We start from the raw sequence: 24,984 nt of genomic DNA on the forward strand, positions 1-24,984 counted from the left end.
CGGGGGCGATAACCTGAGGGGGTCGGGACCGATCCGTCGCCGCACGCCCACCGTCCACCACCCCGCCCGGCCACCGAAGGGTTCACTCATGCCGAAGCCGCCCTCGCCCGCCCGTCGCTCGCGGAGGATCGCCTGGGGCCTCTTCCTCGGGCTCGTCTCGCTCCTGGCGGCCGACCTGATCCGCGCCCAGGTGCTGCGGATCGAAGCCGGGGGCTCGCCGCCCGCCGAGGTCCCGAAGGACGCCAGGGCCGACTCGTCCCTCTTCGCGCGCGAGAACCTGACGGCCTGGTGCATCGTCCCGTTCGACTCGAAGAAGCGGAACCCGGAAGAGCGCGCGGCGATGCTCGAACGGCTGGGCTTCAAGCATTTCGCCTACGACTGGCGGGCCGAGCACGTCCCGACGTTCGACGAGGAGTTCGAGGCCCTCAAGCGGCACGGCGTGAGCCTCGACGCCTTCTGGGGCCCCGCCGAGCTGAACGACGACTCGAAGCGGATCCTCGACGTGCTGAAGCGGCATAACGCCAAGGCGCAGCTCTGGGTCCTGACCGACTTCGGGCCCGACAAGGCGACCGGGGCCGAGCAGGAGAGGCGAGTGACAGAAGGCGCCGCGCGGGTCAAGCCGCTCGCCCAGGCCGCGGCCGAGATCGGCTGCACCGTCGCCCTGTACAACCACGGCGGCTGGTTCGGCGAGCCCGAGAATCAGATCGCCATCATCGAACGCCTCAAGAAGGACGGGATCGCGAACGTCGGCCTCGTCTACAACCTGCACCACGGCCATCCCCACGTCGAGCGCCTGAAGCCGCTCTTGCAGACGATGATGCCGTACCTCCTCGCCCTGAATATCAACGGCATGGATCCGGGGGGCGACGGCGGTGCCCGCAAGATCCTGCCGCTGGGCCAGGGGGGGCTCGACCTGGGCCTGTTGAAGCTGATCCGCGAGAGCGGCTACAAGGGCCGGATCGGCATCCTCGGCCACACGCAGGACGACGCCGAGGAGCGGCTCCGCGACAACCTCGACGGCCTCGACTGGCTCGTCCCGCAGCTCGACGGCGCGGCGCCCGGCCCCAAGCCGACCCCGCGCACGCCCGTCCCCCCCCCGCCCGCCCCGACTCCGGCCGCCGCGGCCGCGGGCCTCTCGCCGGCGCAGGCGCAGGAGGTCGCGACGGTGCTCGACGCCGCCCGCCGCGACGGCGACCCTGCCCGGGGCGCGGCGGTGTTCACCGACGTCCGGTTCACCTGCTTCTCCTGCCACAAGGTCGGCGACCAGGGGGGCACGATCGGCCCCGAGCTGACCGCGCTGGTCAAGACGATGCCGCCCGAGGACGTCGTGGCGTCGGTCCTCTGGCCCCGGCTCAAGGTCAAGGAGGGCTACGAGGCCTTCGCCTTCGCGCTCGACGACGGCCGGCTGCTCCAGGGCTACAAGGTCGAGGAGACGCCGACCGCGATCAAGGTGCGCGACGTCGCGCTCGGCGACATCGTCCCGGTGCCCAAGAACGCGATCGAGGAGAGCAAGCCCCTGGGCACGCTCATGCCCGAAGGCCTGGCCGCCACGATGTCGCCCCGTGAGCGGAGCGACCTCCTGAGCTTCCTGCTCAAGCTCGGCGCCGAGGGCACGGCGACACCCTCGCTGACGCTCCCCGCGCACGCCCACGCGCCCGCGGAGTTCGACTACGACCAGAAGCCCCTCCGGCCCGAGTTCTACACGAGCGCCGCCGATCACGTGAACCGCAACCGGATCTTCGACTTCTACGCCAAGGAAGCCGACTTCTTCCGCAAGCAGCCCTCGCCGCCCCCCCTGCTTCCGATGTATCCCGGCCTCGACGGCGGCAAGCAGGGCCACTGGGGCAACCAGAATGAGAGCACCTGGGCCGACGGCCGGTGGAACGAATCCGACCTGGGGACGGTCCTCGGCGGCGTCTTCCGCGTCAACGGCGAGACCATCCCCAAGGCGGTCTGCCTGCGGCTGGGCGAGAAGGGCGAGCTGTCCGCCTGCTTCAACCCCCAGACGCTCAACTACGAGGCCCTCTGGACCGGCGGGTTCGTCCGCTTCTCCAGCGTCCGGCACGGCTTCATGGAAGGCCTGATCCTCGACGGCAAGCCGCTGCCGAAGCCCGCGGCCACCGCGCCGAGCAAGCCCTTCGTCTACAAAGGGTACTACCGCCACGGCAAGCGAGTCATCTTCTCCTACACGTTCGACGGGGAGGAGTGGCTCGACGCCCCCTGGGCCGACGAGAAGGGCGGTTTCGTCCGCGAGGCCGGCCCGGCCGCGACCCACCGATTCCGCGACCTCACCCGCGGGGGCGGGGCGCAGTGGCCCCAGGTGCTCGTCACCCACGGCCGGCCCGGCCAGTCTCGGCCGTTCGCGATCGACACGATCGAGCCCCCGTTCGAGAACCCCTGGAAGGCCCTGATGTTCTTCAGCGGCCTCGACTTCCTCGCCGACGGCACGGCGATGATCGCCACGATGGAAGGCGACGTCTGGCGCGTCTCAGGCCTCGACGACGGCCTGGCGAACGTGTCCTGGAAACGGTTCGCCTCGGGCCTGCACCAGCCGCAGGGCGTTGTGGCCGCCGACGGCAAGGTCTACGTCCTGGGCCGCGACCAGATCACGGAACTCCAGGACCTCGACGGCGACGGCGAGGCCGACTTCCTCCGCTGCGTCGACAACGCCTACACGACCTCGCCCGCCGGCCACGACTTCATCTGCGGCCTCCAGCGCGACGCGGCCGGGAACTTCTACACGGCCTCCGGACCCCAGGGCGTCCTCCGCATCCCGCCCGACGGCGGCCCGCCCCAGGTCCTCGCCACCGGATTCCGCAACCCCGACGGGCTGGGCCTCACCCGGTCGGGCGTGTTGACCGTCCCCCAGTCCGAGGGCGAGTGGGTGCCCACGTCGCAGGTCTGCGAGATCCGGCCCGGCCGCCATTACGGCTATCCCGGCCCGAAGAACGACGAGCCCCCCGCCCTGCCCCTCGTCTACCTGCCCCGCGGGATCGACAACTCCAGCTCCGAGCAGGTCGAGGTCACGAGCGACCGCTGGGCCCCGTTCCAGGGGAACCAGATCCACCTCTCGTTCGGCGCGGGGGGCGCGTTCCTGCTGCTCCGCGACGAGGTCGACGGCCAGCCCCAGGGGGCCGTCTCGCCGATCCCCGGCGACTTCCTGTCGGGGATCCATCGCGGCCGGTTCAGCCCGCGCGACGGCCAGCTCTACGTCTGCGGCCAGGCCGGCTGGGGGACGTACACCTCGCTCGACGGCTGCTTCCAGCGGCTGCGCTACACGGGCGACCCGGTGCAGGCCCCGCGGTCGATCCACGCGGTCGAGAACGGCGTCGTTTTGACCTTCCACCAGCCCGTCGATCCGGCCGTGGTCGGCCGTCCCGGCGCGTGCTTCGCGCAGGCCTGGAACTACCGCTACAGCAGCGGCTACGGCTCGCTCGAATACTCGACCCGGCATCCGGGGACCCCCGGCCACGACGTCCTGCCGATCCGAGCCGCGCACGTCGTCGGCGACGGCCGCACGCTGTTCCTGGAGATCCCCGACATCCAGCCCGTCGACACGCTCCACCTCCGCCTGGACGTCGACGCCGGCCCGCCCCAGGAACTCTTCGCGACCGTCCACAAGCTGGCCCCGCCCTTCACCGGGTTCGAGGGCTACAAGCCGACGCCCAAGATCGTCGCGGCCCACCCCCGGCTGGCCGACATGGCCGCCCTGAAATTCAAGAGGACTCCGAACCCCTGGGCGACCAAGATCCCCCGGGCGCGCACGATCGAGATCGCCGCGGGCCGGAACCTGACCTACACCGTGCCGGCGATCAAGGTGAAGGCGGGCGAGGCGGTCAAGCTGACGTTCCTCAACCCCGACGTCGTCCCCCACAACTGGGTCCTGCTCCGGCCCGGGACGCTGGCGACGGTCGGCGACCTGGTCAACAAGATCATCGCCGAGCCCGACGCCGCCGCCCGCAACTACATCCCGAAGACCGAGGACGTCCTCGTCTACGTCGACGTCGTCGACCCCGGGACCGAGGCCGCCATCTACTTCAAGGCCCCCGACTCGCCCGGACGCTACCCCTACCTGTGCAGCTTCCCCGGCCACTGGATGGTCATGAACGGCGTCATGACCGTCGAGTGAAGACTTCGGACCGTAACGTCTCGTGCGGCGATCCGGCTCAGAACGCCTCGCCGTCGACGAGCACGCCGTCGGAGCGATGGGCCAGGGCCTGGAGGACGCCGCGGTTGATCCGGCTCTTGAGCATCCGCACCGAGCCGTCGCCGAACAGGAAGTTCGCGCCGCCCGTGTGGAAGCTCGAGAAGCCGCCGACCAGGTCGGCGTCGATCTCGCCGTTGTCGATCATGGCCTGAAGGACGACCGGGTCGAAGGCCTGGCCCGGCCTGAGGCCCGATTGCGACGACTTCGTCGCGAACGCGACGTCGGGGCGGCCCTCGTCGTCGAGGCCCCAGCCCGTGTTGCGGAGCGTGGCCGCCGTCCCCATCGCCCAGGTGCCGAACGAGAGCGTCGACCGCCCCGACTCGCCGACGAAGAACGTGAACGCCGGCCCGTCGACGAGGTCCTCGCGGGGGACGCGGCTGTTGAGGAAGAAGACGCCGTGGTTGTCGACGTCGATCGGGCCCTCGAGGTCGTTGTGGCACGCCGCGTAGTTCGTGCCCGTCGAGCTCGGGTTCGAAGGGCACAGGAAGGTCGAGATCCGGACCTCCACGGCCGTCGCGTTGCCGTCGGAGAAGGCTCCCAGCCGGAAGTTGAGGTGGTTGTAGACGTTCCTCTGCTCCAGGAACGGCAGCAGCCGCGCGGCCCAGCCGAAGCGATAGCCCGTCGGGTCGCTCGTCACGGGTCCCTGGAAATCGACCACCCCGGGCGGATAGACGCGGTTCGACGAGTGGTAGTTCTCCAGGGCGAGGCCGACCTGGAACAGGTTGTTCGTGCACTGCATCCGGCGCGCGATCTCGCGGGCCGACTGCACCGCCGGCAGCAGGAGCGCGATCAGCACGCTGATGATGCCGACGACCACCATGAGTTCGACCAGCGTGAAGCCGCGGCGGCCTTCAGAACGAGCCATCATCGATCTCCTCCCCGTCGTCGCGATGACCCAGCCGCCGGAAGACGGTCGGGTCGATGGAGGCCCTCAGGAACCGGACCGAGCCGTCGCCGAAGACGAAGACCGCCCCGTCGCCGCGATGGTTGCTGCCGAACCCGCCGACGTACCCGGGAGGCGGGGTGATGCGCTGGTCGACGATCAGCGCCTCCAGGTCCGCGGGCGTACGTCCCGAAGAGCGCCACGCTTCCGACTTCGCCGCGTCGCCGAGCGCGGCGGCGTCGAGGCCGTTGATCGCCGCCCCCGTGTTGCGGAGCGAGCCGCGCCCGCCCACGAGCCAGCCCGTCGCCGCCGGCGCGACGACCTCGCCCACGAAGATCGTCTGCGAGAGGCCGTCGAAGACCTCGGCCGCGCGGACGCGGCTGTTGAGGAAGAAGACGCCGTGGTCGTCGACGTCGACGGCCTTCTCGATCTCGTGATGACACCCGGCGTAGCTCGTGCGGCCGAACTCGGGCGACGTGACCTGCCCCGCGGAACCGGCCAGGACGCTCCTCGAAGATCCGACCCAGCCGCCGTAGGGGAGCGAGTCCGGACAGGCCATCATATTGATGGTCGTCCGCCGCGCCGTCGAGTTGGCGGCGTCCGCGGCCCCGGCGTCGAAATTCAGCGTGTCGTAGACGGCCCGCTGCTCGCAGAAGGGCAGGAGCATCGCCGTCCAGGGCGTCCGCATCACGGCCCCCGTCTCGGAGAAGGGCCGCGAACCGTCGACGACGCCCGGCGGGTAGACCTCGTGGGTCGCGTGGTAGCCGTGGAGGCCCAGGTGGATCTGCTTCAGGTTGTTCATGCACTGGATCCGCCGCGCCGCCTCGGTCCCGCCCCGCAGGACGGGGAGCATCAGGGCCAGGATGACGGCGATCACGCCCAGCACGATGATGAGTTCGATCAGCGAGAAGCCCGACGTGCGTTTCATGGTCCGCCCCCCTTCGACCGGCCGCGGGTCAGTACGACGAGGAGTCGATCATCTCGCCATCGGCCCGGCTGCCGAGCCGGCGGTAGATCTCGGCCTGGACGGATGACTTGATGAACCGCACCGAGCCGTCGCCGAACACGAAGTTGACGCCGCCGGGATGCCGGCTGGCGAAGCCGCCGACGTATTTGAGGGCCTGGTCGGGCGGCCCGCCGGGGGCCAGCAGGGTGGCGGGATCGACGGGGCCGGCCTCGGTCCAGACCAGCTGGGTCGAGTTGGCGTTGGGCATCGTCCCCATGTTCCGCAGGCTGGCCCGCGTGCCCGACGCCCAGCCCAGGTCGAGGCCGTCGTTGAGCTTCTCGCCGACGAACAGGGTCTGGCTGGTGCCGTCGGGGATCTCCTCGTAGCGGATCACGCTGTTCAGGAAGAGCACGCCACGGTTGTCGGCCGCGATCGGGGCCTCGACGTCGTGGTGGACGCCGGCGTAGCTCGTCAGCGGGATCCCCTGGGCGTTCCGCGACTTGCCCGCGTCGGCCGACGGGCAGAGGAACGAATGGACCAGGTTCCCCCGGGTCGTGAGGTTCGCCTGATCGTAGAGGCTGGCGTTGAAGTTGAAGTGGTTGTAGACGTTCTTCAGCTCCATGTACGGCGTCAGGCGGGCGACCCAGCCGAAGCCGTAGCCCTTGGCCTGGTCGAGCACGGGGCCCTTGCCCTCGTCGACCACGCCGGGGGGGAGGACCTCGAAGGCCCCCTCGTAATTGTGCAGGGCCAGGCCGACCTGCATCAGGTTGTTGACGCACGTCACCCGCCGCGCGGCCTCGCGAGCCGACTGGACGGCGGGCAGCAGGAGCGCGACCAGGACGGCGATGATCGCGATCACCACCAGCAACTCGATCAGCGTGAAGGCCGGCCGGCGGGACGTGCCGGGGACGGGCGACGGACGCGATGTCATGACGGGACTCCTCGATATCAGGGCGTGTCGGACAGGACGACTTCCCGGCTCGATCGGACGCGGCGCGGGGGGTCGGGGGGATAGTCGGCCTGGACGCGGACCGTCCGCGCCCCGCCGCCGGGGGAGGCCGTTTCCACGCGGATCGTCACCAGCGCCGCGGTCCCGGGGCCAGCGCCGGACGCCGCGCCGAGGGCCTCGGCGGGGATCTCCCAGCGTTCGCCCGTGTATCCGGGCGCGGCCGAGAGCCGGGCGAACGCCCGGTCGAGGCCCGCGTCGGCGAGCAGCTCGGATTGCAGGCTCCGATCGTGGGCGCGGGCCCGGTCGCGGAAGGTCACGCTCAGCCGCACCAGCGAGGCACCGACGAGCGCGATCACGAAAAGGAGGACCAGCACGGCGACCGAGGTCAGGCCGCGGCGGCGCGATCGCCTGGGGGGGATTCTCACGGCTTGCCTCCTTCCGGCTTCCCGGCCGGCGCGCCCTTGCCCGCGAGAGCCAGGATCTCCACGGGCCGGACCGGATCGATCCGGTCCTTCCGGGGCTGGACGTCGACGACGATCGCCGCGAACCGTCGGCCTTCGATCTCGCGGATCTCCAGCCGGGCGGCGACGGCCTGGGGGATGCGGTACGGCTCTCGCGCCGCATCCTTGCCCCCCTCGACGACGACGCGCGAGACCGCCCCGTCGTCGGCCACGCGGTACTCGACGGCCCGCCCGGGCCGGGGTTGCAGCTTGAGGGTCCGGCCGTCGAGGGCGACGCCTCGCGCCTCGTGGACGTCGGCCCGGAAGCGCCCCGCCAGGCGGTCGAGCGCCTCGGATCGCTCGAACGCGGCCCGGCCGTCGGCCTCCAGCCGCATCGCCAGGCCCAGGAGCATCACGCAGGTCCCGAGCATGAGCGCGACGGCCGTCAGCAGGACCATCAGCTCGACCAGCGTCACGCCGCGGCGTCTACTTTGCGACCGTCGATTCGCCGGGGTGCTCATGACTTCTCCTTCCGGCGGTGGACCCAGGTCGTCAGCCGCACCGGGGCGTCCCAGCCGCCGCTTCGATTGCGCCAACGGAGTTGCAGGCCGATCCGCTTCGAACCCGCGCCGCCGGCGGGGTCGTCGGCGACGACGTCCGCCTTCAACTCGGCCCCCGGCAGCGCGCGGGCCGCTTCCGGGGCCAGCGCCAGCCCCGGGACGGGGCCGGTCGCCAGGGCGTCGAAGGGACGCGCCGACAGCCGCTCCATGACGTTGGCGGCCTCGGCCGTCGCGCACCGGCGGCGGTCCCAGGCCCGTCGCTCGGAGGCGACGGAGGCGACCACCTTGGTGATCAGCGTCATGGCGATCATCAGCATCAGGGCCGACATCGCCGTCTCGATCAGCAACGACCCGCGTCGCGCGGATCGCCTTCGTGCCGCGATCATCCCGCAAGCCTCCCGATCAGCTCGACCAACGGAGCGAAGAAACCGACCGCCAGGAACATGACGAGCGCCCCGAGCGACAGGATCACGAACGGCCAGATGGCCTGGGCCAGCAGCGACATCCGCAGGGCCGTGCGACGATCGGCCGCGTCGGCCAGGTCGTTCATCGCCCAGGGGAGGTTGCCGACGGCCGCGGCGGTGTTCAACACCTCGTGATCGGTCGCGCGGATCAACCCCTGCCGCGCCAGGGCCTCGCGCCAGTCGACGCCGCGCCGCACCTCGTCCTCGGCCGCCGCGATCCGCCGTCGGACCCAGCGCGTTGGGTAGCGGCTCGCCAGCGTGTGCAGGCCGTCCTCGATGGGCCGCTTGGACTCGGCGGTCATCGCCAGCGAACGCAGGATCAGCGCCGCGTGCCGCCGCCGGAAGAGGCGGCCGATCAGCGGGAAGTCGAAGCCCGCCCCTCCGGTCAGGGCTCGGGGGATGATGAACAGGAGGCCGAGGGTCAGGAGCGGGAGCCAGATCGGCACGAGGAGCTGCGAGGTCGCGAAGTGCGCGCCGGAGAGCATGATCTTGGTCGACGTCGGCAGGGCCACTCCGAAGTCCAGGAAGATCGCCTCGAACTTGGGCACGATGAAGTAGAGCAGGAATCCCGTGATCACCTGCGTGATCAAGAGGAGGATCAGCAGGTAGCTCGCCTGCGAGGCGAGGGTCGCTCCCACGGCCGAGCGGCTCGACTGGATCGCGGCCGCCCTCCGCAGGGTCGGCCCCAGGCGACCGCTCTCCTCGCCCATCTCCACCAGCATCGCCGAGTCGGCCGACGCCAGGCCCCGCACGTCCCGCAGGGCGAAGGAGAGGCTGGCCCCCTGGTCCAGGAGCGCGGCGAGCCTCAGCACGCGGCGGCGGAACCAGCCGCGGTACTGGTTCGCGAACGCCTCCACGGTCGTCGCCAGCGGCATGCGGTGCTCGGCGGCGATCGCCAGCATCCAGAGCAGCGCGTGCTGCTGGCTGGCGTGGCCGCGGATCGCCATGAACACCCAGCCCACGATCAGGGTGACGAGCAGGAGGATGAGCAGGACGACGGCCCAGCCGCCGATGGCGGTGTAGGCCCATAAGAAGACCGCCACGTTCAGGACCAGCACGAGCATGTGCCAGAGCCGCCACGGCTCGGCCGCGGAGTAAGTCGCGCGCGCCTCGTTCGCCCCCGGCCCCTGGCTCATGTCAACGTCTCCGCTGCTCGGCGACCAGGCCGGTGACCGTCCCCAGGGCCACGAGGCCGACGGCCAGCCCGGCCGCCGCCAGGACGCCGATCAGCAACTCGACCCGCGTCGCCTCCATCCGCACGAGGCCGCCGATCGCCGCGATGAGGACGGCGGGCCCGGCCGCATAGCACATCGCCTGGGCGGCCCGCACCGCCGAGGCGTCGTCGCACAACCGCAGGGCGGCTAGCCTGGTCATCGTCTTCATGGATCCTGGTCTCCTTGTCTGAAGGGTCTTCGATTCAGCCCGAAAGCTTCGAGATGAGCGTGATCAGGGGCAGGAACATTCCGATGACGACGATGAAGACGCCCGCGACGACGCCGACCGTGGCCAGGAAGGCCACGACGCCGCCGCCGAACGACGCCTCGGCCCGGGAGCGGGACTGGAAGGTCTCGCCGGCCATGTGCAGCACCTCGGCGATCGCCGAGCGGCCCTCCGCCCACCGCAGAAGCCTGGGGAGCCCCTCGGGCATCGACCGGCGGATCGCCCGCGAGCCCGCCTCGACCTCCAGCAGGTCTCCCAGCGGCGGGGCCTCGGCGGGGCCGAAGTCCTTGTCGGCGGGGGCCCCGCTCACGTCGTCCCACTGGGGCTTGGGGCGGGCCAGGTGGTCGAACGGGCCCGTCGGGGCCGGGACGGCCCCCCCCTGCATGGCGGCGGAGAGCGAGGCGCCCTGCTCGACGCTCCGCGCCATGGCGCGGCAGGCGAGGTCGACGTCGTTGTTCTCGACCCCCGAGCCGGTCAGCCGGAGCGCCTCGGGGAGCGGCAGGTCGGCTTCCAGGAGCATGGCCAGCAGGTGGCAGAACTCCGCCCACGACGTGAACCGCCAGAGCGGCCCGAAGATCGGCAGCCGGCCGAGCAGGCTGTTGCGGCTCGCACGCGGCAAGATCAGGCCGACGAACGCCCAGCCGGCGACGATCGCCAGGACGGCCGCCAGCACGGCCGGCCAGAGCAGGCGGACCGCGTGCGAAACCTGCAGCATGAACCGCGTCAGCGTGGGCAGCGGCACGCCGAAATCGAGGAAGATCGCCTCGAACTTCCCCACGATGAGCAGGTCGACCAGCACGAACAGCACGCCGGCCAGGCTGATGGCCAGCAACGGGTAGGCCATGCCGATCCAGAAGCTCCGCTTGAGGTCGGCGCCGACGCTCGCGACGGCCGAGAACCGGCCGAGGACGTCGCCCAAGTTGCCCGTGCGGAGCCCCGCTCGGATCAGCCCGCGGAGGTGGGGCGGGATCCGGCTCGCCTCGTCATCCACCGCCGCTTCCAGGGGGACGCCGCGCTCGATCGAGTCGGCCAGCCCCCGCAGCGTGTCGCGGAACGCGCCGCGCGGCGATTCCTCGGCCAGCGCCCGCAGGCCCGGCCCCAGCGGCAAGCCCGCCTCGGCGACCCCGGCGACGTGCTCCGACAGCCGGTTCGCCTCGCCGGGGGTCAGGCCCCCGCCCCCCCCGTGATTCTCGCGCGACTCGATCATGACGGACGCGGCCTCGACTACAAGTCGGATTCGAAGATTCGGGGATGCACGACGTCGGGACGACGCCTCAGGGGCCGGCCAGCTCGTTGAGCATCCCCGACAGGGGCAGGAAGAGGGTCAGGGCGTAGAGCAAGGTCGCCGACGTGCCCACCAGGATGATCACGAGCGCCGGCAGCAGGACCCGCATCTTCTCGGCCGTGAGCGCGGCGCGGGTGCGGTACATCGGCGCGAGGTTGCGCAGGGCCCGGACCATCGAGCCCTCCGACCGGCCGTGCGCCAGCACCCAGCGGAGCATCGGCGAGAAGGACCGGAACGCCCCGCCGGCGACGGCCTCCTGGGCCGAACGCCCCCGCTCCAGGTCACCGGCGATCGCGCGGGCCTCGGCGATCAGGGCGGCGTTCCCCGTCGCCTCGGCGGCGAGCGTCACGGCCTTCGGGTAGGCGATCTGGTTCTCCAGCAAGAGGGCCAGCAGCTCGGCGAAGCCCGCCGACTGGTAGTCCCTCACCAGCGACCGCATCCAGGGGAAGAGGCCCAGGAACGTCCACGAGCCGGCGTCGAACCGCGAGGCCCGCCCCGATCGCACCCAGGCCACGGCGATCGCCGCCAGGGCGATCGGCCAGATCGGCCACCAGAGCCAGGCGGTCCGGCCCAGCCACACGACGACGTCGAGGGCCCGCGTCGCCGGCAGCCCGAGCGACGTGAACGCGGCCCCGAAACGCGGCGCCACCACGACCACGATGCCGACGAAGAGGATGTAGGCCAGGGTCGCGACGACCAGGGGGTACCAGAGCGCCAGCCCCACCGCGTCGCGGGCGTCGGCGAACCCGCGCAGGTAGCGAGTCATCCCTTCGAGGGCCGCCGAAACGTTCCCGGTCCGGGCGCCGGCCTCGACCACCGCGCGGTACAGCGGGGGGATCGTCGCCTTCTCGGCGTCGAGCGCCTCGACGAGGCTCTCGCCCCGCTTCATCCGCTCGGAGAGCGTCGCGGCGATGCGGCCCAGGTTGCCGGGCAGCTCCGCACCCGACCGCCCCAGGCCCGCCTCCAGCGGCGAGCCGGCCCTCACCAGGGCCGCGATCTCCTCGTTGAGCGCGACCAGCTCCTCGACCGACACCGGCCGGACGCCCCCGCCCTCCGAACCCGTGCTCGCCATCGGACCCCGCCCTCCGCGGCCTATGACAACTGTGACAGAATCAGGTCTATCACAATTGTCACAGGGCGTCAAGCGGCCCGCCCGCGATTCCTTACATTTGTCGGATGCCAGCCGGTCGGGATGGGATTCCGGGGCTCAGCGGTCGGTCATGCCGAGCACGCGGCGGACCTCGGCGGGGGACGTGCGGCCTTCTTCGACGGCGGCCCGGGCGCGGGCCCAGCGGGTGGTCATGCCGGACTCCACGGCGATCGTTTCCAGGCGGCGGACGTCGGCGCGGGCGAGGACGGCGCGGCCGAGTTCGTCGTCTAGGGGCGGGAGCATCTCGGCGAGCACGATCCGACCGGCAAATCCCGAACCGCCGCACTGCGGGCATCCCCGAGCCGTGCGGGCCGAATGAACGGCCAGGCCCAGGAACCCGGCCGGGTCGTCGACCGCGACCGAGCAGGCCGGGCAGAGCTTCCGGACCAGCCGCAGCGCGATCACGGCGCGGAGGCCGCTGCGGATCGCGTAGGGCTCGATGCCCATGTCGAGCAGGCGGCCGACGACCTCGCAGGCGCTGCCGGCGTGGAAAGTCGTCAGGGTCAGGTGGCCGGTCAGGGCGGCTTGCAGCGTCGTCTCGGCGGTCGCGCGGTCGCGGATCTCGCCGACGGCGACGACCTCGGGGTCTTGCCGCAGCAGGGCGCGGAGGCCCGCTTCGAGGGTCAGGCCGGCCGCGACGTCGACCTGCGACTGCGAGACGCCATCGAGCGCCGCCTCGATCGGATCCTCGAGCGTCGCCAGGCTGCGCCGGCCCTCGGTGCGGCGGGCCAGCTCGCGGAGGCAGGCGTAGATCGTGGTGGTCTTGCCGCTGCCCGCCGGGCCGGCCAGGACGATCGCCCCGGTCGTCTCGTCGAGCAGCCCCGACAGCGCGACGCGGACCTCCTCGGGGAGTCCCAGGTCGTCCGGGACGAGGAAGCGGCCCGGCCCGGCGAAGAGGCGGACCACGGCCTTCTCGCCATGGAGCGTGGGGAACGTCGAGAGTCGCATCTCGACCTTGCCGGGCTCGCGGCGGATCCGGCCCTCCTGGGGGGAGTCGGTCTTGTAGGTCAGCAGCTCGGCCAGCACCTTGAGCCGGGCGACGACGTTCGGAGCGCCCCGCCGCGGCAGGGTCGCGACCGGATGGAGGACGCCGTCGACCCGCCAGCGGACGTCCAACCCGTCCTCGATCGGATGGACGTGGACGTCGCTCGCGCCCGCGGCGACGGCCGCGGCGAGCAGGGCGTCGACGACCGAGGAGGCGTACTGGGGATTGTTCGGATCCAGCGCCTTCAGGCTGTCGGACAGGGGCGTCGCGGCCATGTCAGTTCACCCCCGTCCGCCCTCGCAGCAGGTCTCGCAGATGGTATGGCAGCGCGAGCAGATCAGCTCCCCTTGCGCTCGACGAGCTTCCCCCCGCACGCCGGGCAGGCGGGCCGGCAGGCGCCCGCATCCGCCGGGGGCGGCGGCGAGGAAGGTCGTTCAAGCGGAGGCTCGGCCATGGGAAGCCCCTTTTCTAATCTCAACGGCCTTCCCCCCTCGCGGGGGAAGGTGGCCGAAGGGCCGGATGAGGGGGAAGACGCGTCAGGAAGCTGTCACACTTGAATGTGAATGTCTTTGCGTTCTTCCCCCGAAGAACTCAGCCGACTCGAATTCCACAGGTTTTCATGCGCGTCTCCCCCTCATCCGGCCCTTCGGGCCTCCTTCCCCCGCGAGGGGGGGAAGGCCGTTATGGGAGGTTACTTCCCGAGGACGGGCCGGACCTGGGCGGGGGAGCCTTCGACGTCTTCGAGGACGCATCGGAAGCCGTCGCCGCGTCGGCCCGGCTCGAAGCCGACGTAGAGGGCGTGGACGCCGCGGTCGAGTTCGACGGTCAGGGCGTCGGGGGCCTTCGGGTCGGGTTCGACGCGGCGGCCGTCGATCCAGAAGGCCAGGTCGCGGGCCGAGTCGAATTTCAGCCGCACCGCGCCGGGGGTGGTGACCTCGACGTCGGAGCGGACGAGCGTCATCGGCGGGGCGCCGCTCACCCGGGGGTTCGCCGGAAGCTCGCTCGGGACCAGCCGGCCGCCGACCGTCGCGTAGGCGGTCTTCCAGGGCAGCGCGTCCTGGCCCTGGATCACGGCCTCGACGCTCGACCGGATCATGGCCGTGGCGGCCTCCTTCGTGCTGGCGAGCGCCCGCCAGCGCCGCAGGACGCGCTCCTTGCTGACCGCGTAGTCGCCGATCTTGCCCAGCTCGGACAGGAAGCGGACGAGGTCGACCAGCTCGGGCCGGGTCAGGGGCTCGGTGAGCCCGGCGGGCATGATCGAGCCGGCGACCTTCTGCTCCTCGATCGCGTCGAGGGGGATGGCGATCTCCTGGTCCTCGGCGTCGCGGAGGACCAGCTCGGAATCGGTCTGGCGGACGCGGATGCCCGTGACGATCCGGCCCTCGTTGGTGGCGACGACCGTGGCGTGGAAGTTCTCCTTGACGGCCTTGTTGGGCTCCAGGATCGAGTCGAGCAGGTAGTCGATCGGGGCGCTCGCGCCGATGCTCTCCATGCTGGGGCCGACCTGGCCGCCGGCCCCGGCGATCGCGTGGCACTTCAGGCAGGTCATGTCCTCGCGGCGGAAGATCGCCTCGCCCCGGACGGGGTCGCCCTTGGCCAGCTCGGCGAGGATCGACGCCTTCTCTTCGGGAGGGTACGTCCGGTTGGTGTCGCCCAGCGATCCGGACTTCGCCAGGGCGTCGATCAGCTCCTGCGCCGAACGGCCGTTGGCGCGGATGTCGCGGACGGCGAGCTTCGCCAGGTCGGGGTCGAGCTTCACGGCCGCCAGCGCCTTCGCCAGCGCGGCCGGGCCGTCGCGACGGCCCAGGAACGAGGTCAGCACGGCCTGCGCCTCGTTCAGGCGGGCGGCCTTCAGGCCCGCGAGCCACTTCGCGGCGCGGTCGGCGACGGCCGCCGGGTCGTGCGAGGCCAGCGAGGCGATCGCCAGCGTCTGGCCCAGGGAGTCGCCTCCCGGCTCGGCGAGCTTGGCGACGAGGGCCACGGATTCGGGGTCGGCGAACGCGATCAGGCCTCGGATGGCCTCCAGCCGCAGGGGGGCCGAGGCCTCGGCGGCGACGGCCAGCTCGGCGAGCTTCGGCCGCAGGCCGGCGATCTTCCACGCGCCGACCGCCGCGGCCGCCGCCGACCGCAGAGACTCGTCGGGCTGGGTCAGGAGCGGGCCGATCCGCGCGAGGTCGCCGGCGGGGACGATCTTGCGCTCGCGGCCGGCGCGGACGAGGGCCGTGAGCAGGGCCGACTGGCGGGCGGGCGGCAGGGCGTCCTTCTTCCCGATCAGGTCCAGCAGCAGCCCCAGCTCGGCCGGGCCGCCCACGGCCGCGATCAGGTTCAGGGCGGCGGCGTCCTGTTCGTGCGGGACGCGGCCCTCCTTGTAAAGGGCCAGCAAGGGCTGGAGCACGTCGGGCGAGCCCATGGATTCCAGGGCGAAGACCAGCCGGCGGGCGTCTCCGCCGAAGTCGAAGCGGCCGGCCCGGACGGCGGGCAGCCATGCGGGGGCCAGGTCGCGCGCGGCCAGCCAGAGGGCGTAGTCGAGGAACCCGTCGACCGGCTTGTCGAGCGCCTTGAGCGCCAGCTCCGCCGACTTCTCGTTCGGCATCCGCGCCAATGAACGAACGGCCTCCAGCCGGACGCGCGGGGCTTCGTCCGCGACCAGCGGGGCCAGCAGTTCGTCGGGGTCGGTGACCCGGCTCTTCCAGAAGGGGACGATCCGCGCGGCCGCCGCCCGGACGCGGGCGTCCTTCGAGTTCAAGGCCTCTTCAAGCAGGGCCGGCCGGGCGACGTCGAGCGCCTGGAAGGTCCAGAGCCCTTCGAGCCGATTGCGCTCGAAGTCGGGGTCGGCGGGATCGAGCGTGGCGACCCAGTCCGACAGGACCGGACCGACCGCGGCGGGCCCGCGCTCCTTGAGGACGCGCTTGGCCTGCCGGCGGGTGTATTCCTCGGGGGCCTTGAGGGCTTCGAGCAGGGCCGGGACGGCGGCGTCCACGAGCTTCGGCCGCTCGACGACCGGGCGGTTCTTGGCGGTGACGCGCCAGATCCGGCCCCGGGTGTGGTCGCGGCGGGGGTCGCGGAAGTCGACCTCGCCGTGCTGGATGATCGGGTTGTACCAGTCGGCGATGTAGATGGCCCCGTCCGGGCCCATCAGGACGTCGATCGGCCGGAAGGAGACGTGCTTCGTCTTGATCAGCTCGGACTGCTCGCGCGAGGAGAACCCCGCGCCGTCGTCGCTGACGACGAACCGGCAGACTCGGTTGCCGCGGAAGTCGTTGGTCAGCAGGCTCCCCTGCCAGGAGTCGGGCAGGTGTCGACCGCTGGCGACCTCCAGCCCGCAGTACTTCGGGCTGCCCGGGTTCAGGCCCTTGAGCAGGCGGACGGCGTCGACCGCGGTGACGTAGTAGGCGCCCGGCAGGCAGTAGTTGATCCCCTCGCCGCCCGCGCCGTCGGTCGCGAACGACTGGCCCCAGGCGTCGACCTGATGGCCCCAGCCGTTGACCAGGCCGCGGATGAAGACGTCCAGCTCCATCGTCTCGGGGCGGAACCGCCAGATGCCGCCGCCGTTCAGCCGACGCACGCCGTGGGGGGTCTCGATGTGGCTGTGGATGTAGATCGACTGGTTGAAATAGAGCATGCCGTCGTGGCCCCACCGCAGCGTATGCAGCAGGTGGTGCGTGTCCTCGGTGCCGAAGCCCGAGAGCACGACGCGGGTGGAGTCGGCCTTGCCGTCGCCGTCGGTGTCCTTCAGGTGGAGCAGCTCGGTGCTGTTGGCGACGTAGACGCCGCCGTCGCCCGGCTCCACCCCGGTGGGAATCAGCAGCCCGTCGGCGAAGACCGTCGTCTTCTCGGCCCGGCCGTCGCCGTCCTTGTCTTCCAGCACGAGGATCTTGTCGTTGGCCTCCTGGCCGGGCTTGATCTGGGGGTAGACCTCGGAGCTGGCGATCCAGAGCCGGCCGGCGGGGTCGAAGTTCATCTGGATCGGCTTGGCGATCAGCGGGTCGGCCGCGTAGAGGTTCACCTCGAACCCGTCGGCGACGATGAACGACCGCCGCTCGACCTCGGGATCCGGATCCGGCGGCGGCCCGACCGCGTTCTGGGCGCGCGACGAGGTCGAGAGGGCGAAGACCAGGCCCGCCGCGACGGCCAGGCCCCGGGGGAAGGCGCTCCCGCGCCGGGATCGGATGCTCATCGGGAGGCCTCGCTCTCGGGGACCAGCTCGTAGGTGTGCGGGACGGGCTTGCGCAAGGCGGCGATCTCCTTCTCCTTCGCGTCGACCAGCGGGTCGAACTGGGGGATCTCCACGGCGTTGCGGCCCTGCTCGTGCTTGCGGAAGCCGAACAGGTAGGTGATGTTCTGCGGCCGCCAGCGGTAGAAGAAGAGCAGGTTCTTGGCGTTGATCGCCGCGCGGAGCTTCTCGACCTGCTCGGCCTCGGGCACGATCGGGATCGTCTGCCCCGCGGCCCATTCCGCGTCGGTCTTCGTCGCGACCGCGCGGCCGTCGATCTTGAGCGTGTAGCGGCCGGGCTTCAGCTTCTCGACCTTGAGCTTCCGGGCGTCGGCCGAATCTTCGCCCTTCTGCGGGGAGGCGGGGGGCGGGAGCGGGCCGGCGGCGACGTAGCGGACCGGCGCGTCGCCCGCCGTCACGACCTTGGTGTGCGAGGACGGGTCGGGGTTCAATCCCAGGACGGGGAGGTTGGCCAGCCGCCACGAGCCCAGCTCCGTCAGGTGGATGCCGTCGTCAGTGTCGGGGGCCGAGCCGGTGGGCCGGGACTCCAGGCGGGCGCGATCCTTGGCGAACGCGTCGAAGAGGTCGACGAACGCGGCGTCGCGCTCCTCGGCGATCTTGCGGACCGCGTCGGCGTAGAGCCGCAGGTCGCGGTTGTGCGCCGAGGGGTCCGGCAGCGGCGGCGGCATGGTCTCGTGGGGCAGCGGCGAGAGCAGGACGAGCCGGGCCTTGAGCGGCGCGACGGCGTCGAGGAACGCGTTGTAGCCCTCGACGAACCGCGAGAGGCCGGCCTCGCCGTCGAACGAGTCGGCCATGCCGTAGCCGACGACGAGCACGGTCGGCTTGGCGTCGGTCACCTGCCGCTTCAACTCGCGGAAGCCCGCCTCGGGCGGGTCGAAGCCGGCCCGCGAGAGCCCGCGGACCGTGTCGCCGCTCCAGCCCAGGTTGCGGAACGTCAGGTCCTTGTCCGGGTTGGCGAGCGTCAGGCTCGTCTCAAGGTATCCGTAGCGCTGGTCTCGCTCGATGAACGTGTCGCCGACCAGGACGACACGGTCGCCGCTATGGAAGTCCCACGGCGGCGGCGGCGGCTTGGCGACGGCCGTCGAGGCCGTCGCCGCGAGGATGAGGAGCCCGGCGAGGAGGGTCCGGGCGGGCGAAAGGCGGGCTGCGGGCACGGTCGGGCTCCGACGTTCACGAGGGAGGGCGAGCGGCCGGCCGGCGCGCCCGCCGGTCGGGAAGCGGCAAAGGGGCATGGAAGCAATCTACCGCCCCGGCGCCGGCGGGTCGAGGGCTTGCGCCGGGCCGAGACGGGCCGACGGTCACTTCGCCGTCTTCGGGAGCCACTTCATGAAGTAGAAGACGACCGGCTCGGGCCCGGAGCTGGAGATGTTGTGCGGGACGTTGGGGGCCGAGAACATCACCGAGCCGGGGCCGACCTTCATGGTCTTGCCGTCGCAGAAGATCTCGCCGCGGCCGGACTCGACGATCAGGATCTCCTCGTCCGGATGGACGTGGGGCGGGTGCGGCGACTTCCCGGGGTCGATCACGAACCGGCCCGCCACCAGGCTGGAGCACAGCTCGGTCGGGCCCTCGAAATAGAGGCCCGCCCGGCCCACCGGCTTCCCCTCGTCCTTGTACACCGACATCGCCACGTCGTCGACGTTCACGGTCTTCGAGGTCGTGATCGGCCTCGCCTCCTGCGCGTGCGCGACCTCGCGCCAGGCCCAGCCGGCGGCCAGGGCCAGGGCGAGCAGGCTGGGGAGGACCGTCGAGGGGCGGAACAGCGGCGTGCGTCGCGTCATGAGGTCAGGCTCCGGAGGCGGGAATTCGAGGGGATTTCGTCTCCCAGATGGTAATGTGTGGACCGGCTCCGGGGGAACGTGCGACCGGCGGCCGCCCGACGAGTCGACGGAATTGGAACGATTTTCGCAGGTTGCGGAAAATGCGCCCACCATCGAAGGCGATCCCGCCCGACAGGCGACGTCGCGCGACGAAGCTCATGGTGCGGCGTCGAGTCGGGGCGACGGGAAGCCCCGCGACGCGAGACGGCCAACGGGAGAGGTTCCGGCGATGATGTCGATGTCCGCGTTCCCCGAGATGCGCCTGCCGATGGTCCTGATCCTCCTCTTCGGGGGTCTGGGCGTGGCGGCCTTGCTGATGTTGTACCGGCGGAACCGCCAGATCCAGGCGGTCGCCGAGGAGCAGTTCAAGGACTTCCGCGAGCGGGCCGTCGGCCTGATGGACCAGATCGACGCGCTGCGGACCCGCCACAAGGCCCTGCCGGCCACCGACCCGGACTTCACCGAGCCGATGACCGGCGAGACGAAGGCGCTCTACGAGAAGCTCGCCGCCGACCTCGACCGGCTCTGGGAGCGCTGGCTGGCCGTGATGGAGCTGTGGAACAAGGCCGAGCAGCGGATGCAGTCGACCTCGACCTTCCGCGTCGCGCCCAGCGAGGAGGCCCGGGCGATGCTCTCGTCGGGCCGCCTCGAAGAGCTGCTGCACGAGTCGAGCGTCTGCAAGGAGGGCCTGGACCGCCTGAACCTGGCCCACGAGGTCGCCGCCAAGACGCTCAAGGACGCCCGACGCGAGGTGGCGGCGGTGTCCGCGACGGTCGCCCGCGGCGGCCCATCGGGCGGCGAGGGGGACCTCTACGGCCGCGAGATTCGTCTCATCAACCACGAGCTGGAAGACGCCGAACAAACGATCGCCGCCGATCCCATCGGCGCGACCGGGGCGATCGACCGGGCCCGCGACTCGCTCGCCGACCTCCAGCAGCCCCCCGTCCCCCGTCGGCCCCGGGGCGGCTTCGCGCCGACGGCCCCCTCGCGGACGATCCTCGACGACCTGGTCGTCGCCGCCGGCCGGCTCCAGGAGCTGGCGTCGAAGATCCGGGTGATCGACATCGTCGGACTGCTCGTCAAGGGATGGGTGGCGCTCTGGGTCCTGGGCCTCTTCCTGGCGGTCCTGCCCGCGCTGATGCCGCTCATCCTCCTGTTCATGGCGTTCGTGGTCTTCGGCTCGGGGTTCCGGGTCTTCCAGCGGATCGCCACCCCCTGGGCCTGGGACGGGACGGCCCCGCAACGGCCTCGGCCCTGGCCGCAGCCGAAAAAATGGCGGAGGTGAGACCGGGAGGCCGCCCGGGAGGCCGCCGGGGGCCGGGACTCTCCCGGTCGCGAGGATTTACGTCAAGCGTCGCCCTTGATGAGCCGATGGAATAAGAGTATTAAGCACTCCCGTCCGCGCCTGGAGTCGATTCTTCTCCGGTCGATCGGGAGTGGCCCCCCGTCATGTCGAGACGAGGCCGCGGTGCAGGGGCGAGAGGGTTGGTCTGGGACCTCCCTTCGAGCCGGGAAGTCGAAGCTGGCAAGGACGCGAGCGAGAGGGCGCCCCGCGAGGGACGGGCCGACGGGACCGACGTGCGATTTGGCCGTCGGGACGATCGATGCGCCGGCCGACGGTCCGGCGGGGCGTCGGAAACGATCTCCGAAAAGGGATTTTCGAGATGAAACATTCCGTCTGCATCGTCGGAGGCTGCGGCCACATCGGCCTCCCGCTGGGGATCGCGCTCTCGGTCGCGGGCGCGCGGGTGACCCTCCTCGACAACAGCGAGTCGCGGGTGAGGAGCGTCGCCGAGGGGCGGATGCCGTTCCTCGAGCGGGGCGCGGACGAGTCGCTGGCGGAAGTCCTCGCCGACGGCCGCCTGAGCGTGACCATGGATCCGGACGCCGTCGGCCGCAGCGAGACGGTGATCGTCACGATCGGCACGCCGGTCGACGAGTTCCTCAGCCCGCAGATCCGGACCTTCGACCGGGCGATGGGGGCGATCCTCGACCGCATGCACGACGGCCAGCTCCTCATCCTGCGGAGCACGGTCTTCCCCGGCGTCACCAGCCGGCTCGACCAGCGGACCCGCGACCGGGGCCTCCGGGTCGACGTGGCCCACTGCCCCGAGCGCATCGCCCAGGGCTTCGCGCTCGAAGAGACCGGCAGCCTCCCCCAGATCATCGGCGGGGCCACCCCGACGGCGACCCGGCGGGCCTCGGCGCTGTTCGGCATGCTGGGCTCGAAGATGATCGAGATCCCGCCGGTCGAGGCCGAGCTCTGCAAGCTCTTCTGCAACAGCTACCGCTACATCAACTTCGCGATCGCCAACCAGTTCTACGTGATCGCCGGCAAGTTCGGCGCGGACTTCGACCGCGTCCGCAAGGCGATGACCACCGACTATCCCCGCATGTCCGGGTTCCCCGGGGCCGGGTTCGCCGGCGGGCCCTGCCTGCTCAAGGACACGATGCAACTCGCCGCGTTCAACCACAACGACTTCGTGCTCGGCCAGGCCGCGATGATGATCAACGAGGGGCTGCCCACGTTCCTCGTCGAGTCGGCCAAGGCGCGCTACGACCTGTCGACGGCGACCGTCGCGATCCTGGGAATGGCGTTCAAGGGGAACAACGACGACCCCCGCGACTCGCTGGCCTACAAGCTCCGGAAGGTCTTGACGTTCGAGAGCCGCAAGGTACTCTGCACCGACCCCTACATCGACGACCCGTCGTTCGTCTCGCTGGAGACGGCGCTCGACGAGGCCGACGTGGTGTTCCTGGGGGCCTGCCACGACGACTATCGGGGGCTCTCGATCCGCAAGCCGGTGGTCGACGTCTTCAACTTCCTGAAGCGGCCGTCGGAGCAGGACGTCGAGGCCGAGACCCGCACCGCCGCCTGACGCCGGGCCCGATGCGGGGCCGGGGCCCGAGCCCCCCTCCCCGCACGGCCGGATGGAGCCTCGCCCGTTCCGATCGATCGCCCGGCCGCCTCGGGCCGATCGCCCCCTTCCCCCGTATGGATACCGGCCGCGCGACCCGCGCCAGGCCCGAGAGGGACCGTTCATGAAGATCATGGTGACAGGATCGGCCGGGTTCATCGGCGGCTACCTCGTCGAGGAGTTGCTCGCGCACGGCCACGAGGTCGTCGGCGTCGACAACTTCTCGAAGTACGGCGACATCGAGCACAACAGCCTCGACAACGCGAACTACACGCTGGTCCGCGGCGACGCCAAGGACGTCGGGCTGATGAAGGAGCTGCTCGCCGACTGCGACCACGTCGTCGCCGGCGCGGCCATGATCGGCGGCATCAGCTACTTCCACACGTTCGCCTACGACCTGCTGGCCGAGAACGAGCGGATCACCGCCTCGACCTTCGACGCGGCCATCTGGGCCTACCGGCACGCCAGGTTGAAGAAGATCACCGTCGTCTCGTCGTCGATGGTCTTCGAGAACGCGACGCGGTTCCCCAGCCACGAGGGCGACCACCGGGCCTGCCCGCCGCCGGCCTCGACCTACGGCTTCCAGAAGCTGGCCGTCGAGTACTTCGCCCAGGGCGCCTACGAGCAGTACGGGCTGCCGTTCACGATCGCCCGGCCGTTCAACTGCGTCGGCATCGGCGAGCGCCGGGCCAAGTGCGACGTCGAGATCCTCTCGGGCAACGTCAAGCTCGCCATGAGCCACGTCGTCCCCGACCTGGTCCAGAAGGTCCTCAAGGGCCAGGACCCGCTGCACATCCTCGGCGACGGCACGCAGGTGCGCCACTACACCTACGGCGGCGACCTCGCCCGCGGCATCCGGCTCTGCGTCGAGCACCCGGCGGCCATGAACGAGGACTTCAACCTCTCGACGGCCGCCTCCACGACCGTCATGGAGCTGGCCGAGCTGATCTGGAAGAAGGTCCACGGCGAGTGGAAGCCGTTCCGCACGGTCTCCGACAAGCCCTTCCAGTACGACGTGCAGTGCCGGATCCCGACCGTCGAGAAGGCCCGCGACCTGATCGGCTTCTCGGCCGACACGCCGCTCGACGAGATCCTCGACGAGGTCATCCCCTGGGTCGACAAGCAGCTCGCAGCCGGAGTCATCTGATGGGAACGCAGACGACGGGAGCCCGACGGACCGGCCGACGCATCGGGGCCGGCCCCCACGCCGTGGTCGGCCCCCGCGCCGACAAGCCCCTGGCGCTGGTCGTGCCGGTCTACAACGAGGGGGAGAACTTCCCCGCGCTGCTGGCCGAGATCGAGCGCGACGTGCCGCGGCCGTTCGAGCTCCACGTCGTCTACGACTTCGACGAGGACACGACGGTCCCCGTGGCCCGGTCCTTCGCCCAGGACCGCCCCTGGCTGCGGCTGGTGAAGAACCGCCACGGCCGGGGCGTCGTCGGGGCGATCAAGACCGGGTTCGACGAGGTCGGCGACGGCCCCGCCCTGGTCGTCATGGCCGACCTCTCGGACGACCTGCGGGTCGTCCCCGGGATGCTCGACCTGTACCGCCAGGGCCACCGGATCGTCTGCCCCAGCCGCTACATGAAGGGGGGGAGCCAGGAGGGGGGCCCGTGGCTGAAGCGGACCCTCAGCCGCCTGGCCGGCCTCTCGCTCTGGTACGTCGCGCGGTTCCCGACCCACGACGCCACGAACAACTTCCGGCTCTACGACGCCGCCCTGGTGCGCGAGATGGGCATCGAGAGCACCGGCGGCTTCGAGCTGGCGCTGGAGCTGACCGCCAAGGCCTTCCGCCGCGGCGAGGCGATCGCCGAGGTCCCGAGCCACTGGCGGGACCGCACGGCGGGCGAGTCGCGGTTCCGGCTCATGAAATGGCTCCCCCGTTACTTGTACTGGTACGCATACGCCCTTTCGCCCCGGCGGGCGCCGCGAGGAGCACGATGACGCGAACGATCGGAATCGAGGCGGACGCGCCGCTGGAGAACCTCGTCGAGCAGATCTACCGCAACCGGTTCGGCAAGCAGGTGCTGACCCGGCGCACGGCGGTCTGGCGGGTCCTCTGCGAGTCCTGGTTCAACCGCTACGTCCCCGCGGGCGGCAGCGTGCTCGAGGTGGCCGCGGGCTATTGCGAGTTCATCAACAACGTCGAGGCCGGCGAGCGCGTCGCGGTCGACCTGAACCCCGAGACCCGCCGCCACGCCAACCCCGACGTGACGGTCCACGAGATCGCCGCCGAGCGGCTCGGCGAGGTCGTCCCCGCCGCGCACTTCGACGCGGCCTTCATGTCCAACTTCCTCGAACACTGCCGGACCCGCGAGCAGGTCCTGGCCGTCTTCGAGGCCGTCCGCGGCGCGCTCAAGCCGGGCGGGCGGGTCATGATCCTGGGGCCCAACTTCCGCGCCTGCGCGGCCGACTACTACGACTACTTCGACCACCACCTGGCGCTCACGGAGAAGTCGGTCGCCGAGGCCCTGGAGCTGTCCGGCTTCCAGGTCGAGGTGGAACTCGCCCGCACGCTGCCGTTCTCGTTCCGGAGCAAGCTCCCGAGCGCCCCCTGGCTGGTCCGGCTCTACCTGCAGATGCCGTGGGCCTGGCGGTTCTTCGGCGCCCAGTTCTTCCTCGTCGCCCGTCGCCCCGCCTGACCGGAGCCGGGAGTCGGACCCGACGGCCGCGGCAGGACGCCGCCCGTCCGAACGCCGGCGC

Annotated in this window: 20 protein-coding genes; 6 read left to right on the plus strand and 14 right to left on the minus strand. The window is 71.2% G+C overall.

Going from position 1 to position 24,984, the window contains the following annotated elements:
* Positions 1-88: 88 nt before the first annotated feature.
* A complete protein-coding gene (locus tag PZE19_RS09535; RefSeq protein ID WP_277860375.1) occupies positions 89-4,129 on the plus strand; it encodes a DUF6797 domain-containing protein in 4,041 nt (1,346 codons plus the stop codon).
* A 37-nt stretch (positions 4,130-4,166) separates the two neighbouring features.
* On the opposite strand, the gene PZE19_RS09540 is transcribed toward PZE19_RS09535, so the two are convergent.
* The 14 genes from PZE19_RS09540 to PZE19_RS09605 all read right to left on the minus strand — a co-directional run bounded on the left by PZE19_RS09540 (position 4,167) and on the right by PZE19_RS09605 (position 19,324).
* Positions 4,167-5,072: a DUF1559 family PulG-like putative transporter gene (locus tag PZE19_RS09540; RefSeq protein WP_277860376.1), complete on the minus strand. Its 906-nt coding sequence runs from the start codon at positions 5,070-5,072 to the stop codon at positions 4,167-4,169.
* Positions 5,059-6,018, minus strand: coding sequence for a DUF1559 family PulG-like putative transporter (locus PZE19_RS09545; protein ID WP_277860377.1), 960 nt, complete (start codon positions 6,016-6,018; stop codon positions 5,059-5,061). The genes PZE19_RS09540 and PZE19_RS09545 overlap by 14 nt, the downstream gene beginning before the upstream one ends.
* Before the next feature lie 28 nt (positions 6,019-6,046).
* Positions 6,047-6,967, minus strand: coding sequence for a DUF1559 domain-containing protein (locus PZE19_RS09550; RefSeq protein WP_277860378.1), 921 nt, complete (start codon positions 6,965-6,967; stop codon positions 6,047-6,049).
* Positions 6,968-6,984: 17 nt separating this feature from the next.
* The gene (locus PZE19_RS09555) at positions 6,985-7,410 is read right to left on the minus strand and encodes a hypothetical protein (RefSeq protein ID WP_277860379.1); all 426 of its coding nucleotides are present in this window, start codon (positions 7,408-7,410) and stop codon (positions 6,985-6,987) included.
* Positions 7,407-7,946, minus strand: a complete 540-nt coding sequence (locus tag PZE19_RS09560; protein ID WP_277860380.1) for a PulJ/GspJ family protein — start codon at positions 7,944-7,946, stop codon at positions 7,407-7,409. The genes PZE19_RS09555 and PZE19_RS09560 overlap by 4 nt, the downstream gene beginning before the upstream one ends.
* Entirely contained in the window at positions 7,943-8,371 is a 429-nt protein-coding gene (locus PZE19_RS09565; protein ID WP_277860381.1) for a type IV pilus modification PilV family protein, read from the minus strand. Before PZE19_RS09565 ends, PZE19_RS09560 begins: the two co-directional genes overlap by 4 nt.
* Positions 8,368-9,585 carry a type II secretion system F family protein gene (locus PZE19_RS09570; protein ID WP_277860382.1) on the minus strand — a complete coding sequence of 406 codons (1,218 nt, stop codon included), beginning with the start codon at positions 9,583-9,585 and terminating at the stop codon, positions 8,368-8,370. Before PZE19_RS09570 ends, PZE19_RS09565 begins: the two co-directional genes overlap by 4 nt.
* A gap of 1 nt (position 9,586) precedes the next feature.
* Positions 9,587-9,832: a hypothetical protein gene (locus PZE19_RS09575; RefSeq protein ID WP_277860383.1), complete on the minus strand. Its 246-nt coding sequence runs from the start codon at positions 9,830-9,832 to the stop codon at positions 9,587-9,589.
* A 34-nt stretch (positions 9,833-9,866) separates the two neighbouring features.
* A complete protein-coding gene (locus tag PZE19_RS09580) occupies positions 9,867-11,096 on the minus strand; it encodes a type II secretion system F family protein (protein WP_277860384.1) in 1,230 nt (409 codons plus the stop codon).
* Positions 11,097-11,163: 67 nt separating this feature from the next.
* Complete coding sequence (locus tag PZE19_RS09585) at positions 11,164-12,246, minus strand: type II secretion system F family protein (protein ID WP_277860385.1); 1,083 nt, start codon at positions 12,244-12,246, stop codon at positions 11,164-11,166.
* Positions 12,247-12,381: 135 nt separating this feature from the next.
* A complete protein-coding gene (locus PZE19_RS09590; protein WP_277860386.1) occupies positions 12,382-13,584 on the minus strand; it encodes a GspE/PulE family protein in 1,203 nt (400 codons plus the stop codon).
* Between the two features lie 416 nt (positions 13,585-14,000).
* On the minus strand, positions 14,001-17,486 hold the full coding sequence (locus PZE19_RS09595) for a PVC-type heme-binding CxxCH protein (RefSeq protein ID WP_277860387.1): 3,486 nt from the start codon (positions 17,484-17,486) through the stop codon (positions 14,001-14,003).
* Complete coding sequence (locus PZE19_RS09600; RefSeq protein ID WP_277860388.1) at positions 17,483-18,697, minus strand: SGNH/GDSL hydrolase family protein; 1,215 nt, start codon at positions 18,695-18,697, stop codon at positions 17,483-17,485. The genes PZE19_RS09595 and PZE19_RS09600 overlap by 4 nt, the downstream gene beginning before the upstream one ends.
* 144 nt (positions 18,698-18,841) lie before the next feature.
* A complete protein-coding gene (locus PZE19_RS09605; protein WP_277860389.1) occupies positions 18,842-19,324 on the minus strand; it encodes a cupin domain-containing protein in 483 nt (160 codons plus the stop codon).
* 268 nt (positions 19,325-19,592) lie between these two features.
* Between PZE19_RS09605 and PZE19_RS09610 the strand changes: the two genes are divergently transcribed.
* The 5 genes from PZE19_RS09610 to PZE19_RS09630 all read left to right on the plus strand — a co-directional run bounded on the left by PZE19_RS09610 (position 19,593) and on the right by PZE19_RS09630 (position 24,923).
* Positions 19,593-20,648, plus strand: a complete 1,056-nt coding sequence (locus PZE19_RS09610; protein WP_277860390.1) for a hypothetical protein — start codon at positions 19,593-19,595, stop codon at positions 20,646-20,648.
* Positions 20,649-21,027: 379 nt separating this feature from the next.
* Entirely contained in the window at positions 21,028-22,242 is a 1,215-nt protein-coding gene (locus PZE19_RS09615) for a nucleotide sugar dehydrogenase (protein WP_277860391.1), read from the plus strand.
* 163 nt (positions 22,243-22,405) lie between these two features.
* Positions 22,406-23,428: an NAD-dependent epimerase/dehydratase family protein gene (locus PZE19_RS09620; RefSeq protein ID WP_277860392.1), complete on the plus strand. Its 1,023-nt coding sequence runs from the start codon at positions 22,406-22,408 to the stop codon at positions 23,426-23,428.
* Positions 23,428-24,225 (plus strand): glycosyltransferase, encoded by a 798-nt coding sequence (locus tag PZE19_RS09625; RefSeq protein WP_277860393.1) that lies wholly within the window; start codon positions 23,428-23,430, stop codon positions 24,223-24,225. Before PZE19_RS09620 ends, PZE19_RS09625 begins: the two co-directional genes overlap by 1 nt.
* Positions 24,222-24,923: a class I SAM-dependent methyltransferase gene (locus PZE19_RS09630; RefSeq protein WP_277860394.1), complete on the plus strand. Its 702-nt coding sequence runs from the start codon at positions 24,222-24,224 to the stop codon at positions 24,921-24,923. The genes PZE19_RS09625 and PZE19_RS09630 overlap by 4 nt, the downstream gene beginning before the upstream one ends.
* Positions 24,924-24,984: the final 61 nt, after the last annotated feature.

Source organism: Paludisphaera mucosa, from assembly GCF_029589435.1.
Taxonomy (GTDB): Bacteria; Planctomycetota; Planctomycetia; order Isosphaerales; family Isosphaeraceae; genus Paludisphaera; species Paludisphaera mucosa.